Origin of the sequence: Maribacter sp. R86514, from assembly GCF_044597005.1 — a bacterium.
In the GTDB taxonomy this organism is placed as follows: Bacteria; Bacteroidota; Bacteroidia; order Flavobacteriales; family Flavobacteriaceae; genus Maribacter.
This window is the reverse complement of record NZ_CP138999.1, coordinates 2,659,567-2,677,427: the sequence shown is the minus strand read 5'-3', so window position 1 is coordinate 2,677,427 and position 17,861 is coordinate 2,659,567. Positions and strand designations below refer to the sequence as shown.

13 protein-coding genes are annotated in these 17,861 nt (G+C 30.5%); 12 read left to right on the top strand and 1 reads right to left on the bottom strand.

Going from position 1 to position 17,861, the window contains the following annotated elements; all coding sequences use genetic code 11:
- The first annotated feature begins 99 nt into the window (after positions 1 to 99).
- The 9 genes from SJY30_RS11675 (at position 100) to SJY30_RS11635 (ending at position 10,505) form a co-directional block, all read left to right on the top strand.
- Positions 100 to 1,404 (top strand): MBOAT family O-acyltransferase, encoded by a 1,305-nt coding sequence (locus SJY30_RS11675; RefSeq protein ID WP_396632353.1) that lies wholly within the window; start codon positions 100 to 102, stop codon positions 1,402 to 1,404.
- A gap of 4 nt (positions 1,405 to 1,408) precedes the next feature.
- Positions 1,409 to 2,323, top strand: a complete 915-nt coding sequence (locus SJY30_RS11670; RefSeq protein ID WP_396632352.1) for a hypothetical protein — start codon at positions 1,409 to 1,411, stop codon at positions 2,321 to 2,323.
- Positions 2,323 to 3,504: a glycosyltransferase family 4 protein gene (locus tag SJY30_RS11665; RefSeq protein ID WP_396632351.1), complete on the top strand. Its 1,182-nt coding sequence runs from the start codon at positions 2,323 to 2,325 to the stop codon at positions 3,502 to 3,504. The genes SJY30_RS11670 and SJY30_RS11665 overlap by 1 nt, the downstream gene beginning before the upstream one ends.
- Positions 3,505 to 3,549: 45 nt before the next feature.
- Positions 3,550 to 4,653 carry a glycosyltransferase family 4 protein gene (locus SJY30_RS11660; RefSeq protein WP_396632350.1) on the top strand — a complete coding sequence of 368 codons (1,104 nt, stop codon included), beginning with the start codon at positions 3,550 to 3,552 and terminating at the stop codon, positions 4,651 to 4,653.
- A 28-nt stretch (positions 4,654 to 4,681) separates the two neighbouring features.
- Positions 4,682 to 6,127 carry an oligosaccharide flippase family protein gene (locus SJY30_RS11655; RefSeq protein ID WP_396632349.1) on the top strand — a complete coding sequence of 482 codons (1,446 nt, stop codon included), beginning with the start codon at positions 4,682 to 4,684 and terminating at the stop codon, positions 6,125 to 6,127.
- Positions 6,128 to 6,315: 188 nt separating this feature from the next.
- Positions 6,316 to 7,287, top strand: coding sequence for an acyltransferase family protein (locus tag SJY30_RS11650; RefSeq protein ID WP_396632348.1), 972 nt, complete (start codon positions 6,316 to 6,318; stop codon positions 7,285 to 7,287).
- Between the two features lie 77 nt (positions 7,288 to 7,364).
- Positions 7,365 to 8,363, top strand: coding sequence for a glycosyltransferase family 10 domain-containing protein (locus SJY30_RS11645; protein ID WP_396632347.1), 999 nt, complete (start codon positions 7,365 to 7,367; stop codon positions 8,361 to 8,363).
- Entirely contained in the window at positions 8,363 to 9,652 is a 1,290-nt protein-coding gene (locus tag SJY30_RS11640) for a hypothetical protein (protein ID WP_396632346.1), read from the top strand. Before SJY30_RS11645 ends, SJY30_RS11640 begins: the two co-directional genes overlap by 1 nt.
- A gap of 19 nt (positions 9,653 to 9,671) precedes the next feature.
- Positions 9,672 to 10,505: a glycosyltransferase gene (locus tag SJY30_RS11635; RefSeq protein WP_396632345.1), complete on the top strand. Its 834-nt coding sequence runs from the start codon at positions 9,672 to 9,674 to the stop codon at positions 10,503 to 10,505.
- Between the two features lie 7 nt (positions 10,506 to 10,512).
- On the opposite strand, the gene SJY30_RS11630 is transcribed toward SJY30_RS11635, so the two are convergent.
- The gene (locus SJY30_RS11630; protein ID WP_396632344.1) at positions 10,513 to 11,358 is read right to left on the bottom strand and encodes a hypothetical protein; all 846 of its coding nucleotides are present in this window, start codon (positions 11,356 to 11,358) and stop codon (positions 10,513 to 10,515) included.
- A 175-nt stretch (positions 11,359 to 11,533) separates the two neighbouring features.
- Between SJY30_RS11630 and SJY30_RS11625 the strand changes: the two genes are divergently transcribed.
- The 3 genes from SJY30_RS11625 (at position 11,534) to SJY30_RS11615 (ending at position 17,719) form a co-directional block, all read left to right on the top strand.
- Positions 11,534 to 12,808 (top strand): glycoside hydrolase family 2 TIM barrel-domain containing protein, encoded by a 1,275-nt coding sequence (locus SJY30_RS11625; protein WP_396632343.1) that lies wholly within the window; start codon positions 11,534 to 11,536, stop codon positions 12,806 to 12,808.
- Entirely contained in the window at positions 12,808 to 16,593 is a 3,786-nt protein-coding gene (locus SJY30_RS11620; protein ID WP_396632342.1) for a glycosyltransferase, read from the top strand. The genes SJY30_RS11625 and SJY30_RS11620 overlap by 1 nt, the downstream gene beginning before the upstream one ends.
- A gap of 127 nt (positions 16,594 to 16,720) precedes the next feature.
- Positions 16,721 to 17,719: a hypothetical protein gene (locus SJY30_RS11615; protein ID WP_396632341.1), complete on the top strand. Its 999-nt coding sequence runs from the start codon at positions 16,721 to 16,723 to the stop codon at positions 17,717 to 17,719.
- The last annotated feature ends 142 nt before the right edge of the window (positions 17,720 to 17,861 follow it).

Sequence of the window (17,861 nt, the reverse complement as noted above, 5' to 3'; positions counted from 1 at the left end):
GAATTCTTATTGTTTTTCCCTTTAGTTTGCATTGTGTATTATATTATACCCATAAAATTACGGTGGGTATTTTTATTACTTAGTAGTTATTATTTTTATATGAACTGGCAACCCATTTATGCGGTTCTCATATTCACTTCCACACTTGTTACATACTTATGCGCTTTAAAAATTGATGCTATACAAATAAAACGATGGAAAAAGACCTATTTAACTTTGAGTCTTCTTATCAACTTAGGTATTCTGTTTCTTTTTAAATATTATAACTTCTTTAATGAATCAATATTTGGTCTATTAAATGAATGGGGATTACGTATGACCTTACCCAATTTTGATCTTTTACTACCTGTAGGAATATCATTTTATACTTTTCAAGCTATTGGTTATACTATTGATGTATACCGAGGTGATATTAAAAGTGAAAAACATTTTGGAATTTATGCATTGTTCGTTTCCTTTTTTCCACAGTTGGTAGCAGGTCCTATTGAAAGAGCAGTGAATTTATTACCTCAGTTTAAAGAGACTAAAATATTTAATTATAATCAAGCGGCAGAGGGCATTAGACTCATAATTTGGGGATATTTTATGAAAATAGTAGTAGCTGATCGTTTGGCAATTTATGTAAATTCGGTTTATGGGGGACCAGAATATCATAGCTCTATAACATTATTGACTGGAACTGTTTTTTTTGCTTTTCAAATCTATTGCGATTTTGCAGGCTATAGTAATATAGCCATAGGTTGTGCCAAAATAATGGGTTTTGATTTAATGACAAATTTTAAAAGACCATATTTTGCCCAATCATGTGCTGAATTTTGGTCTAGATGGCATATATCATTATCTACTTGGTTTAAAGACTATTTGTATATTCCATTAGGAGGTAATCGGGTTGGTACAGTTAAAAACTATCGTAACTTACTCATAACATTTTTAGTTAGTGGTTTGTGGCACGGTGCCAATTGGACCTTTGTTATTTGGGGTGGTTTAAATGGGGCCTATCAAATATTATTTAAAATGTTAAATATTTCCCCTAAAAAGAAAAAAGTTGAAACCAATATTGGTTTAATTTATATTGGTAATGTGTTACTCACTTTTATTCTAATTTCTTTTACTTGGATTTTTTTTAGAGCAAATAGCTTTAAAGATGCAATAACTGTAATAAAACGTATGGCAATTGCTCCTGGTGATTTGTTTATAGGTGATAAAAGTTCTTTTGTTTATAGCATATTTGCTGTTTGTTTATTATTAATAAAAGATGCTTTCGATGAATTTTATCCAGATAAGAAAATGTTTTTTACTAGTGAATACCGTTCTGTACGTTACTTATCTTACACTATTATTATTACCACAATATTATTACTAGGTGTATTTGATGGAGGACAATTTATATATTTTCAGTTTTAATTATATGAAAAAATTTATTATTAACGGTATATTAGGATTATTGTTAGTCTATCTTTTCGATTTAGGTGTTGGTAAGGTTCTTGAATATTATTACTTTAAACAGGAATCTGGATTTCAACATAGAACAACAATAAGTATGGAAGAAACCGAGGCAGATATGCTTGTGTTTGGGTCATCTCGAGCCAATCATCATTATTATCCGGATGTTTTTATAAATGGCTTGAATAAAACTTTTTATAATACAGGTCGTGATGGTAATTTTATTTTTTATCAGACGGCAGTTCTTAAATCTGTTTTGCAGCGATACAAACCAAAATTAATTCTTTATGATTTTTCGGGTAAATTTTGTTATGTTCAGGAGGATTATGATAGAATGTCTTCATTATTACCATACTATCGAAAACATCTGGAAATTAGAGATATAGTAAACTTAAGAAGTTCTTTTGAGCCCATTAAAAACTTCTCAAGTATTTATCCCTATAATTCTACCTTGGCCAACATTGTAATAGGTAATAGAAATTTGGGAAAAAAAGGTACAAAGGGTTACGTGTCATTGACGGGAGAATGGAACGAGCCTTTGAAAGAGCATAAATCAATTGAAAAATATGAGGTCGACGAAAAAAAGCTGGCTATATTTAATGAGTTTTTAAATTTGTGTAAGCAAAATGATATACCCTTAGTGGTCTGTGTTTCTCCGGTTTTTTACACTTATGATAAAGATTATTCGATTACTCTTTGTAAACAAGTTTGTAATGAAAAAAATATACCTTTTTACGACTTTACTAAAGATGAACGTTTTTTAAAATCATCTCAGCTTTTTGATGATAAAGAACATCTAAATGATAGCGGTGCTAAACTGTACTCAAAAATCACTTTAAATATTATCAGGGAACAATTAGGTATGTCAAAAAAAGATTGATGAAGAATTCTAAAAAAAAAATTATTTACTCTACTCAAGTTTATTTTTTAGACGCAGCTGTAGAATATGTTAAATTGTTGACATATAAGGATTATGAAGTTCATTTATTAATAGAATTATCCCCTAATCAACTAAATGCTAACATTTTAAATATAGACGCAAACTTAAATGATTATAATTCAATTACATCGTTTGAAAACGTCGTTGACAAATGGAATTTACAATTTTTAGAATCTTTTTTTGTAAAATGTAAATCTGTAAACTTCATAATTTACTCATCTAAAAACATATTTAAAACTTTTCAAGTATCTAATCAAATCAATAAATTTTACAATGAAGTTAGACCAGATTATATACATCTTGATGAGTTTTCGGTAAGGCAGTTATTTTTGTTGCCAAGATTAATCCAACGAAGAAAAAAAATAATTCTTAATATTCACGATCCTAAAGCTCATTCTGGTGAGTTTCATTTTTTGAGATTTCTTTATAGAAAATTATTATTTCGTATGATTAGTTCCTATGTGGTTTTTTCGGAATTTAGTAAGTTGGATTTAGCTTCTCAACTTAAGGGAAATAAGAAGATTTTTGTTTTAAAACTTATGCCATATACAGTATTCAGGTCATTTTTACCAAAGAATGGTCAATTCAATAAAGATGAAAAGAAGTATATTAGTTTTATAGGGCGAATCTCGCCTTATAAAGGAATTGAAATGTTTAGTAAGGCTATCGAAGAATTAAGTCTTCTTCACTCTAACCTAAAATTTTATATCGGCGGAAAAACAATTCCCGGTTATAACCCTAGCTTTTTAAATGAAAATACTGAGAATTTAATAGTGAAAAATAAATTTTTAAGTAATCAGGAAATTTCGGAAATAGTCTGCAAATCTCAACTAATTATTTGTCCTTATAAAGATGCTACTCAAAGTGGTGTAATCATGACTGCATTTGCATTAGGCTGTCCTGTATTGGTTACTAATACAGGAGGTTTACCGGAGTATGTGGTAAACAATAAGACAGGTGTAGTTTGTAAAGAAAATACGGCTCAGGGGCTAACCAAAGCAATAGAAGAATTTTTAAACCTTAACAAGAAAAATTCTTTTTCTGAAAATGTTCAAAGTAAAGAGTACCAGCTAAATTTTGAAAGGTGGAATATTAAGAAACTTAAGGATATATATAGATAAATAATGGCAGTCTTTATTAATTTGATGAATTACGAAAAAGAATAAATGATTAAAAAAATATTAGTAGGGATTCCCCCTAAAAACCATATTAATTTGGCAATGGATGAAGTTGATGGCTTATGTGATTTAGGCTATGAATGTGATACTATTACCTATACTCGTAATAATTCTAAATTAAGTAAGTTAAATAAACTAATGGGGGTGTTTTCCAATGCCTTTGCAATTGTAAAAAGGCTTTACAAACTAAAGCCAGAGTTATTGTATTTAAATTCCCGTTTTGAGCCGGTTGGTACCACCAGAGATTTTATTACTATAGTATTGATTAGAACATTGTATTGGCGTAAACTACATATAGCTATAAAGACCCATGGTTCGAATATCTCCATATTAATTGAGAGGTCTTTTTTCTTTGAAACAATTGTGATTCCATATTTAACAAGACAAGTTACTCTTTGGTTTTTTCTATCGCATGAAGAAAAGGATAGTATTGCAAAATTAGCACCTAAATTTGCGAAAAAAGCTTATGTCACTGGCAACATTATTGATCCAAATAGATCAATGAAATCAGAGGCGTTTATGGAGAATTACGGGTTGAACGATAATCGTTTTAAATTCTTTTTTGCAGGCCGTATGATTGCCGAAAAAGGTATTTTCAGTATTATAAGAGCAATACCTGATTTTATACACAAGGATAATTGTGTTTTTATCTTTGCCGGTAACGGAGAAGAATATGACGAATTTAAAGCTGAAATTGAAAAGCTAGAAATTCAAAAATACGTATACCTTACCGGTTTTTTGCCAGAAGAGGAATGTGATCATTTTTATGCCAATACAGATGCGCTGGTTTTTCCAACCTATTTTGATGAAGGGTTTCCTATGGCACTTTTTAAATCTGTAGCTAGTGGTCTACCTGTAATTACTACCCAAACAAGAGCGGCCATAGATCATCTGAAAGAGCCAGACAATTGTCTCTGGGTAAATGGAAAAGAACCTGCGAGCGTTGCTAAAGCTTTAAAGCAGCTTTATGAAAATGATGAATTAAGAGAAAAAATGGCTAATAACAATCATTCTTTGGGATTAAATTTTACAAAAAGTAAACTCACGGAACAAATGCACTTAGATTTCTTAAATGCAACTGCAAAGAACTAATAAAAGTTTACTTTAATTCATTTATAACATGTCAAGTATCATAACCTCGCTTCAAAATAAAGTGAAATCAAAAGTTCTTAAAAATAGCTTTTGGGGTCTAGCGGGTAGTTTATTTCAAAATGTATTTTTAAGCCTGTTTTATGTATTGATCGCAAGGCATTATTCCGTAGACGATTTTGCTAAATATGTTATAGCTAATAGTCTTTACCAAATGGTGGTGGTTTTTTCTTCAATGGGTTTGGGGCACTGGTTTATTAGAGAGGTAGTTAACCATGAAGACAAGAACAAACTTGCTGCTAAGTTCCTTAAAATGCAGGCCTATTTTGGCATTTTCTTTTTTCTTATAAATTTGGTGTTTGCTTTTTTTCTATATTCAGATGACATAGTACGTATACTTTCATTGCTATTTGCAGCTAATATTATTTTTGATAATATTATCTATTCCATAAAAAATGTAAATATTGCACAGTTCTCACAGAAGAAAACGGTTTTAGTACTCTCTATTGAAGCGATATCAAAATTTTTAATTGCGTGTTTACTTTTTATCTATCCATTTTCTATTGTTTACTTAGCTGTATTTTTGGTAATTACTAGGTTTGTTACCTTAAATCTATTCTTGCGTATTGGTGCTGCGGAGGGTTTTAATTTAAAAGGATTTTGGAAAGAAAAAATACCTTTTAGTTTTATAAAAGGTATTCTTATAAAATATTGGCCATTTGCCATTATAGGCAGTGCATATGTAGTTTATTGGAAAATTGATACATTAATAATTTCTAAGATGCTGCCTTTAGAAGATGTAGCCCATTACGAAAATTCATTTAAAATATTTTCTTTAGCGCAGCTGGTACCTGTGGTATTAAGTAGTACAATGCTACCTAAGTTGGTAGAACTCTATCAACGAGAAGATAAAACAGAATTAAAAAAGGCATATCAAAATATATTTAAAGTATTAATGTTGTATGGTATAGGTGCTTTTACATTTACATATTCTTTTGCAGATGAACTTGTGCCATGGATTTTTGGTGATAAGTATGCTTTATCGGCTCAGTATACAAAAGAGATGTTCTTTACTATATTGGTTTTTCCAACATCACTTTTACAGGCAAATATGTTAATTGCTATGAAACTTGAAAAGTTAGATATGTGGTTTAATATCAATAGCGTTATCATAAATTCTGCGATTTGTTCAATTGGGTTATATTTTATCCAATCGTTATCTATAGTAAACTACGCTATTTTCGCCTCCTTTGTTGTATTTCACCTCTCTCAAGATATAGTACTTTTAAAAAATAAAATTGTAAGTTCAACACATGTATTAGGCTATATTTTTATCAGTTTAATTCTGGTTTTACTGTATATGTTCTTACAAATATCGATTGAAGATTATATTCTTTTTCCTTCTTTTTGGATTGTTATTGGAGCTATGGTGATTTTAGGATTACGTGTTGTAAAGAATAATCAAAAATTGGGATGAAGACATAAAATATAAAACGTATAGTCTAATTAGTAATCCAGAACTGATAGTTCATATTTTATGAGGACCGTGCACAAAATGAGGTTGAGATTGCTAGAGAAGCCTTCAATTTGTTTAATGAATTATTTTTTATTAAAAAAAAAGGAGATTTAAAATTGTAGTGATGTAATTTGGTAGATGAATTTAATATGAAAGAAAGAAATTATGGTATAGACTTTTTAAAGTTTATTGCTGCTATAATGATAACTAATAGTCATTATGCACCATTATACGAGGGTCATAATATTAGCTTTGCAACATTTGGTGTTCAGGGTAATGCTTTGTTTTTTTTTGTTTCTGGTTTGTTCTTGACAAATATTAAAAAGGAGGATGGGAATTATGTCAGGTTTGATATTTGGATAAGGAAGAAAATTATCCGTTTATGGCCAAGTCTCATTGTTGTAGCTGTTTTTTCTAATCTCTTATTTTCTAAAGAAATTGGATGGTACGATTTTCTCCTAGCTGGAGATTTTTGGTTTGTAAGATGTTTTATTATAAGTTTCTCTATAATTTATTTCTTAATCAAATATTTAGATAAGTATTTGATGCAAATGCTGTTTTTGTCTATAATTCTTACTTCTTCATATATTTATTTATCACCAAAAACAGGGAAAAGTATTTTTCATGAATTTCATTACATTATTTATTTTAGTTCTATGCTTTTAGGTGCTTATATTGGTGCTCGCAAAAAAGATATTTTAAGTACGAACCTATTAGTTGATTCAATTTCTGGTATAATTTCTTTTTTTATGTATTTCATAGTAATGTACTTTGGAAAGGGTAAAATTGATAATTGGTATTATATACAATTATTGGCAGTTTTTCCCCTATTATCTTTCTTGTATTATTCATATAAAATTGTAAACTATCAATGGTGTGTGACACTTGCTAATTATAAGATTTGGACTTTCATTTCAATAATTTCAGCATTAACTTATGAGATTTATCTTGTTCAATTTATTATTATATCAGATTCCTTTAATAATTGGTATCCTCTTAATACGATAATTGTTTTCACTTTAATATTGGCAGCAGCTTATATTTTACGAATTACAACAAATTTCTTTTTACAATTATTTTCCAACAGGGATTGGAGTATTGAACGAACATTTTATTTGTAAATAATTTAGAATAATTATCGTTAGTAATATTTCGTTAAACAAGTAGCGTTATATCCAAGTATAAAATATATAAACATATGTATAAAGTAAAACTTTCTATAGCTAAAGACAACGTTGGTGTGCAGCGTCAGACACCTTCTGGTTTAGCCAAATGGGGAAATTATGAATTTTACGTTAACCAAGAAGTAGAGAATCCTGATTTTTGGGCATTTTATAGTAAAGGTGAAAAGAAAACAGAAACCTGTATGATTGCACCTGAAAATACATTATTTGTAACAGGTGAACCAGAGGCTATATATCATTATGCAAACGGTTTTGTAAATCAATTTGGTAAAATTGTAGTGTGTCAAAGTACATTGAAGCATAACAATCAAAAGCACTTTCAGCCTGGATTGCCATGGCATATAGGAAAGATACAAGATTCCAGCGGTAAAGTTACCTTTTCTAAAAATTATGATAACTTGAAGAATGATGCACCTCCTGTTAAAACAAAATTAATTTCTGTAATTTCTAGTAATAAGGCTTTTACCAAAGGGCATCAAGAAAGAATAGATTTTGTGTTGAAGCTAAAGGCTCATTTTGGAGATAAAATTGACTTATTTGGTAGGGGTTTTAATGATTTTGATGATAAGTGGGATGTTATAGCCCCTTATAAATATCATGTAGTTATCGAAAATTCATCTTACCCAGATTATTGGACAGAAAAGTTAGCGGATAGTTATTTAGGCGACGCTTACCCTATATATTATGGTTGTACGAATCTAGAAAAGTATTTCGACAAGGATGCATTTTCTAAAATTGATATTAATGATTTTGAAGGCTCGGTAAAAATTATTGAAGAAATTCTTGAAAAGGAATATTATGAGCAAAGAATATCTCAGGTTAAAGAGGCAAAAGACTTAGTTTTGGATGAGTATAATTTATTTGCCTTACTTGCAACACAATTCGATACTATGGACCCGAATGCTACAAAAAAACAAGTGACAATAAAACATGATACTGCCTTTGTAGATATTTATAAAGCAAAGATTATTATGTATCGTATTCTTAATTCATTAAGAATGAAATTTAAATAATGGCAACATTTAGTAAAAAAGAGCGAGTTATTGCAGCAATCTTATCTGCTACACCAGGGTTAAAAGCCTTTTTAAAGAATATCTATATTTCAATTAACGCTAAACTTCATAAAAAGGAATATATCATTAAGGTGATGGAAGAACCGCTGAAAATTCATATTATAGATCCGTTAGTTGGTTATGATGCCGAATCTGAAACGTTTGGCGGGTATTATGATATAGCAACAGTTAATAATAGAGGTCAGCTTCTTTCGCATATAAGTTCTGTTCCATCCGTTAATTTGCCATCAGATTCTGTATCGGTAGACATCTCGATTACAGATATACATGAAGGCACAACAAAGACATTAGCTAAATCAAAAGCATATAATTGGCAACAAGGCACGAGACTGCATTGGTTAAATGAAGAGCTATTCGTTTTTAATGATTTTAATGAAGATTTAAATAGGTACGAATCTAAAGTGTTTTCCGCCATAGAGAATTTATTGATTAAAACCTTTAACTATCCCGTGCAAGCGGTCTACAAAGAGCAATATTTTCTTTCTATAAATTACCAACGGTTATTGAGTATGCGACCTGATTATGGGTATCGTAGCTTACCACCATTGAATCAATCTGAATTGACCAATCTAAAAGATGATGGAATTTGGAAAATAGACTATGCTTCTGGTGATGCCAGAATGTTGCACACTATTGAAGATGTGGCCAACGTAGAAAGAAAAGATATTTTTAAAGATTGCACTCATAAGTTGAATCATTTGATCATACAACCAAATGGAAAAGGATTCATGTTTATTCATCGCTATTTTCAAGGTAAAAGAAGATTTGATAGGTTAATGTATTCAGATTTTAAAACTCTTAAAGTCTTAATAGATGAAGAATATGTAAGCCATTGCTATTGGATAGATAATGAAACTATTTTGGGCTATTTAAAAGCCAATGGAGAAAATGGATATTATTATTTGGGACTAGATGGAGTTGCAACTTTATGTTCAGAAATGACAGCACTGCAATTAGGTGACGGTCACCCTAGTAGTTTTGGAGATTGGATAGTTTTTGATTCCTATCCCGACAAAAGTAGAATGCAAAAACTATATCTTTTTAATATGAAAACAAAACAATTGTATTTTTTGGCTGAATTGTTTCAAAGTACCAAATACAAGAATGAAACACGGTGTGATTTACACCCAAGATTTTCAACTAATGGAAAATATATTAGTTTTGATACCGTTTATCAAGGTAAACGAAGACAACTTTTAATTGATATTTCATCAATTTTATCATTATAATTTTTTAGATACGTAATAAATGACTGATCGATCCCTCTCAGTAATCATGTCTGTGTACTATAAAGAGAAGCCAGAATATTTAGAATTGGCAATGAATAGTATATGGTCAGTTCAGAGTTTAAAACCTACTCAAATCATACTCATTGAAGATGGTGAATTAACTGATGAGCTAAATTCCGTTATAAAAAAATGGAAGGAAGCTTTAGAGGACATCTTATTAATTCATAAGAACAAGACCAATGTAGGCCTAACAAAATCTTTAAATATTGGAATTAATAACGCTACGGGTAAATATATTGCTCGTATGGATAGTGATGATGTGTCTGTGTCTGGTCGTTTTATAAAGCAAGTAGAATATTTAGAAAAACACAAAGATTATTCAGTAGTTGGTTCTTTAGCCCAAGAGATAGACGAAGAAGGAAATTATACCAATATTAGAACATACCCTATAACAGATGAAGAAGTCAGAAATTATATATGTAAAGCCTGCCCCTTACAACATGCCGGCGTTATGTTTAATAGGGAAATTTTTGATAGCGGTATACGGTATAACGAAGATTACAGATTAACTCAGGATTTGGCCCTTTGGTTCACCATATTAACTGCCGGTTATAAAATAGGTAATATCCCTGAGTGTTTAATTCAATTTAGAATAACGCAAGACTCCTTTATATCAAGAGATAAATCTAAGGGGCTTCATGAATTTAAGATTTATATGAAGGGTATAATGCAATTAAAAGGTGTAACCTGGCGCTATGTGTATCCATTAAGTAGAATAATAATGAGATATATGCCACCCACACTTATTAAAACAATTTACAATAGTCCATTAAGAAAATTGATATTAAAATAAGTATGTATTAATTGCTATTTGCACTTTCGTTAATACCGATGCCTCCACTAGAAATTATCTTATTAGTATCTATTGCATCTAAAATTTGAATTTGTCCATTAAGGTTTAAAAGTTCAGAATAGGTAGTGGTCTTATTATTTAATTCATTTATTTCATTAAAACTATAGCCATTAAATTCGCTTGAAATGGGATTTAAACTGTAGGTTTCTGCATTTAGTGAAGTATTTTCTTGAAAAATATGTAAAGCACTGGGTAACTCTGTATTTTGATTGATGTCAAATACACTTATGGTCAGTGATGTTGATTCTTTTTTTCTTTCTTCAAATAGTGCAAGTCCGTTTATAGCACCTTGTGGTGAAAATAAGTTATATGTAATACTATTACCAGTTCGTTCGTTAGGTCCAAGATCGGCATAAGCAACTAATACATCAGTAGAATTATCTTCAATTGCTAAATATCCATCAAATTCAGAAAGCTCATTGTATGAAATAACTGCTCCATTTGCCAACTTAGAAATTGTAGTAGAACTTGTTCCATTTTCACCTTGTATTTTATTTAGTTCTAATACAATGCCACCACCAATATTAGCAGTATTTCTTCGCAAACGAACTGGGTTGTCAATACCTTTAACCGTGTTACTCAATTGCACTAAAATTGTAGTGGAGCCGTTAGTATTTTCTATAAAATGTATTGTTCCCTCTAAATCAGAAAAATTCGTGTTTAAAACGCTATATTGTTTGCTTTTACCTGATGGCGTAGCTGGTGAACTGTCATCTTTATTACAATTCAAAAGAGTTATTGTAAACAATATCAATAGTAAGTGTCTTTTAGAAAAAACTTCCTTTTTGATCATTATATTTAATTTGAAATTTGAAATTAATGAAATAAATAGTTTGATGATCAATTATTTTTTAATTAATCTATCAAATAATAGATTTCATCGTTATTCTTTACAATTTTAAATTTGGCATTGGCTTTATTATTATATTTATAATCTTCCCCCTCCTATTTAAAGCTAAATTTAATTCATGCTCCATAAAAGTTTTGGTTTAATAGTATTGATATCAATATTATTTATAAGTTGCTCGGATAATAAAAATTTTTTCAATAAAGTAGTTAGTGTTCAAAAGAAATCAGAAGGTTACCAATTATTTCGCAATGGGCAGCCGTTTCTAATCAAAGGAGCCTCTGGTGTAAGCAATTTTGAAGAGCTTAAACTAGCGGGAGGTAATACAATTCGCTTGTATGACACCTTAAATTTAAAACAGCATTTAGATTTAGCTGCAAGCCTTAATCTTGCAGTAATTGTAGATATTCCGCTACAAGTTAAGAATATGAATTATATAGATCCAGATGCTATTGTTTGGATAAGTGAATTTGTAAATACCCATAAAAATCATCCAGCTTTATTGAGTTGGATGTTGGGTAACGAGGTGTATTTTCCCCAGCTATTTTCTAATGGTGTAACTAAGAGATTTAATGCTATTTTAGATGAGATACATCGATTGGACCCAAATCATCCTGTGAGTACTGCTGTTTCTACTGGTGCAGTTAAAGAAATATTGGCAATTAAATGGAAAAGCCCTAACATTGACTTTATCTCCATTAATGTTTTTGGGCGAATCAATGATTTTAAAAGTATAAAACAGTTATTGTTCTTATGGCAAGGACCGTATTTGCTTTCTGAATGGGGTAATAATGGACCATGGGAATCTAACAGCACAACTTGGAAAGCACCATTGGAGCAAACAAGTACAAAGAAAGCGCAAGAGTTCAATGACAGATATGTTAATGTTATTAATAAAATAGATGATGGTCGTTTTCTTGGAAGCCTTGCATTTTATTGGGGGCAAAAGCAAGAGACTACCCATACTTGGTTTAGTCTATTTGATGAACAAGGGCAAAAATCACAAGCTGTTCATGAACTAGAAAATGTTTGGAAAACAAGAGAAAATGTATTCAATGGTCCAATGATCGGCCAAATTCTATTAAATGGCAAAGAGGGGTGGAATAATATGATTTTTACTCCTAAGGATACTTTGTTTGCAGAAATAGCACTTAGGAATTTAAAAGATGATTATCATTTTCAATGGCAAGTTTTACCAGAGATGTGGTATGAGTTAGTTGATGATGATATTATTTTTGATGAACCGAATTTAATCGTAGACGAAAAAGGAACTAGTATACTGTTTAAATGTCCAAATACAGAAGGTCCTTACCGTTTACATTATAAAATAACCAATAAATCTGGATATTTTGCTACAGCGAATATTCCGTTTTATAGTATGAAGCATACCGATTGATGGAGAAAAAAAGAATGAGAGCACCATCTAAATCAGAATTAAGAATTCTTAGATTTATGATTTTTGTTGGTGTGTTTAGTTTGGTTCAATTTTTTTATTATTTCCTTCGTCCGGAATATAGAGGTGCAACTTTTTTATATTTACTTCTATGTTTAGTGCTTTTTTACGGTGCCTTAAGAAATTTGTATTTATGGTATCACTACTTTTCTATTTCCGTACCGATAAAACCAGAAAAGTTCAAGAAACCTACGGTAGATATATTAACAACTTATTTCCCTGGGGAACCTTATGAGATGATTTGTGGTACGCTAGAAGCAATTCAAAAAATCACTTATCCTCATACCACCTATCTGTGTGATGAAGCAAATGATCCTTACCTAATTGATTTTTGTAATAAGAATGGAATTATACATGTAACCAGAAATCATAGAACAGATGCAAAGGCCGGTAATATAAATAATGCCCTAAAAATTGCTACCGGTGAAATTGCATTGATATTAGATCCCGACCATATTCCCGAACCGAATTTCTTGGATGCAGTTATTCCTTATTTTGAGGATGAAAAAATTGGTTATGTTCAAGTTGTACAAGCATATTACAATAAAGTACATTCATTGGTAGCAAGAGGTGCTGCAGAACAAACGTTCCATTTTTATGGCCCTATGATGATGTCAATGAATTCTTATGGTACTGTAAACGCTATTGGAGCAAATTGTACCTTTAGACGATCGGCATTAGATAGTATTGGCGGTCATGCGCCTGGTCTTGCAGAAGATATGCATACTTCTATGCTGTTACATGCCAAGGGTTGGAAATCAGTTTATGTGCCAGAGTTAGTCGCTACTGGAATGGCGCCATTAGATTTGACTTCGTATTTTAAACAGCAGTTGAAATGGTCTAGAGGCGTTTTTGAACTTTTGTGGGTAGTTTATCCAAAGATTTTTAAGAATTTAAATTTTAGACAAAAATTGCATTATGCATTGTTACCAATGCATTATATGATTGGCTTTGTGTATTTGATTAGTTTTGCAATACCGATACTGTCTTTATTTACATCTTCAATGCCTTGGACGGGTAATTTTTTGAAATTCATAGCGATAAGTATTCCATTATTTGTTAGTAACTTATGTATTAGAGTTTTCGTTCAAAAATGGGTCATTGAACGTAGTGAGCGTGGTTTTCATGTCATAGGTGGTGTTTTGCAAATTGTTACTTGGTGGATATTTATACTTGGGGTGTTGTATACTTTCATTCGTAAAAAAGTGCCATATCTACCTACACCAAAAGATGAAGAGGGTACCAATTACAAAATTATTATTCCCAATATGGTGATTGCGGTATTATCGATATCCTCCATTATTTATGGGTTACAAACCAATGTTACACCTTTTTCCATTTGTATGATGGGTTTTGCCTTTTTGAATACGCTATTTATGCTTTTTAGTTTATACTTAGCATCAAGAATTACTAATAAAAATGAAATATTGCGTAATTCTTTAAAACGAGATGTTATTGATTTTCTTAAGATTATTAAAGGGAAAATTATAGATGGGTCCGATTATGTGTTTAGGTTTACCCGAATATTAGCGCTTCCACTGGTATGCTTAGCTGTTTTTATTTCATTATATGCTATAAACACATTAGAGGAGAAAAAATGGGATGAAATTCAGCCAGAAACTTTTGTAATGCAGGATTACATGTACAAAGGAATTTTTTATCCTTCTCAAAATAATGGACTTTCTAATCTTAATTTAATAGATAGTGTAGAGAGCAAAAACAACGTAAATTTTGATATGGTATCCTTTTACATACCTTGGGGAGACACTTTGAATTCTACTTTGGATAATTACTATTTAGAAAAAATCTTGCTTAAGAAAGCTACGCCGCTTATAACTTGGGAACCGTGGTTATCTAATTTTTCATTTTCAGATTCCATAATAAATGCTAAGGATAGAGGTCAACAATTAAAATTAATAAGAGAAGGGCATTTTGATCAATATATTAAACAGTTCGCAATTTCATTAAGAAAGATGAAACACCCCGTTTTTTTGCGTTTTGCTCATGAATTTGACAACCCTAGTTATCCTTGGTATAATGAAAATAAAACAGCTGCGAGCGAGTTTGTCAAAACTTGGCACTACATACATGATATATTCTCTAAAGAACATATTGATAATGTTAAATGGGTGTGGAATCCGTGGAAATCAAGTGAAATCGAAGAATTCTATCCTGGTGATGCGTACGTAGATTGGTTAGGTGTGGATATATTGAATTATGGAAGTTTAAATGATGATGGTAAATCATATGGTTTTGACGACTTATATATACCATATAGGGAGGCATTTAAAAGTATTTCGGATAAGCCTGTATTAATATCTGAATTTGGAAGTTTAGACTTAGCTGTAGACCAAAAGAAATGGATAGTCAAAGCCTCTGAAGATATATCAAATTGTTATAACGAAATTAAAGGGGTTGTATTTTTTAATAGCACGGTAGATCATAATGTACCGAACCAAGAAAACAATGATTCTATTGAATATCTAGACTGGACTTTTAATAGTCCAAAATTTAAAGATATTTCTCTATTCAAGAAAACTACAAATAAGCAATTTGTAGTACCTGATAGTTTAAATACAAAAAAAAGTGAGTGGCATAAAAATAGCTTAAGTACAAATCTTAGAGGAGTAACCTACAGTAAGGCTGAAAATTGGTTTTCTAACAATTATGTTGCAGACAAAAACGAACTAATTAAAGATTTTAGATTAATGCGTCAAGTAGGTATTAATACCATTAAATACAGACATTCTCCAATTTATGATTACAATGTATTAAAATATGCAGAGGAAGAGAATATTGATATATTATATTCTTTTTGGATACCATCAGATTTAGATTTTATTAATGATAGTCTGCGTTTGAATGAGATACAGACAACCGTAGTCAAAACCATCTATAAATATAAGGATCAAAGTAATATTATCGGTTATAATTTTTCAAATGATATTTGGCAAGAATTATCAAAACGATATCAATTAGACGCCTTGGACCATCAACGATATTTATATCATATCTGGTTTTCAAATTTACTTGAGAAAGTAAAAAAAATTGAGCCTATAAGAACGATAACCAAAGATGTATTTATTTCTCATTCTTCAGAAATGGAATTGCGAGCAATGGAAAAATTTAATTTTAAACTAGATGGATATAGTGCGGTTATCCATGATGTGTATTGGTTAAAAGAATTTTTACGCTATTGTGATTTACATGATAAAAATTATTTAGTCGGAGATATTACAGTAAGTGATTATGAGCATATTAAAAACAATTTGATTGATAAGTCTGTCTTTTTGTCTAATTGGCAAAATCGTTGGGAAAGTCATGTGGTTTCTTTTGATGGTTTGTTAGATTTTAATGGTCAGAAGAAATTAGATTATGTAAAAATTGAAAATGCTTGGAGTGAAAAACAACATAATTTGTCTTTAGAAGATTTTAAGATTTTAAAACCTGCGGTGCCCTTGGTTACTGATTTAGAAGTAACGTATCATGCATTATATAATGAAAAAGGTCTATGGAAATATTTTGAAGATGGGTCAACACTAGAATGGGCTATAGTTAAGGTGGATGAAAATGGTAATAACTTGGCTTTGAAAAAACTAGGGGATGGTGTTAAGGTTTCTTTTAAAGTTCCAGAAAATTATCAGAATTATCAATTAGTTTTAATTTGGACAAATGATGGATATTCAAAAACAATTATTGAGGATTTGAACACACATATAATTTTATAAAGCTGTATTAGCTTATATATTCCATTTTTTAGCTTTATCTAGCCCAATTTTAATGCTAATAAACGAAAAAAACTAATGATTATCTGATTAATGATTAGTTTTGAAGGTTATTAAAACCTTTATGTTAATGATTATTAAAGTTTTGCAAAGTTTCCTCAGCTTTCTTTTTTTTTGTTTTTATATATCTAGTTGCTGGTCTCAGATTAAAATTGGTGATAGTCCTTCTATTATTGACGATGCTTCTTTATTGGAATTGGAGAGTACCAATAAAGTTTTAGTGATTACCAAAGCAACTAGTGAAGAAATGATGATGATTACACCTTTAACAGGGGGTATGATTTACAATACAGACGAGAACTGTATTTTTTATTTTAATGGATTAAATTGGATTAGTATGTGCAACTCCTCTAATTTAGATGAGTTTAATGAGACAGTTACTTCTCTTGTAGAAAATACGGACGGAACTTTCACCTTTACTAATGAAGAGGGTACAGAAACAATTTTGCCTAATAATGAAAGTTCCTTGGTCGATAGCGGTAATGGAAGTTTTACTTATACTAAAACAGGTGAAAACCCTATCATATTTAATGGTGCTCCTGAAACTACGTCAACTTTAGTCGAAAATTTAAACGGTAGTTATACTTATACTAATGAAGAAGGCGGGGAAACGATTATTAATTTATCGAATTCTAATAATGAAGTATTAGGTGAAACTGGGTCGATTTTTTTTGCTGGTTCTGACGGTGCGCCTACAGAAAATAACAACAATTTATTCTGGGATAATATTGATCATAATTTAGGTGTTAATACTTCAGTACCAAATTCTACATTAAGTGTTGGAGGTTCAATTGCAACTCAGGTTAGTTTTGTTTCGGGTAGAGATCTCGGTGCTAATGAGACTAATCATACAATACTTATTGATGGGTCAGGAAGTAGTAGATTGTTTTTGCCTTTGGCAAATACAGCTCCTGGTAGAATATACATTATCAAAAAAAAACCTAGTGTAGAGCTTATAATTGTTGCAAGTTATTTAGATTCAGATAGTGTTACTCGTCAACTTGTGCCTGCTGGAGTTAATGTCTTATGGTTACAAAGTAATGGTTTCATTTGGGAGCAGATAAATTAAATAATTATAATAACTTATTTGTTTTGGTGTATAATCATTTTTAGATTTTTTTTATCCATATAAGAATTCTCTTCTCTACCAGATAACAATTACTCTCAATATCAAAAAAAGATTTATAAACCCATTTCTAATTTCTGTTTAT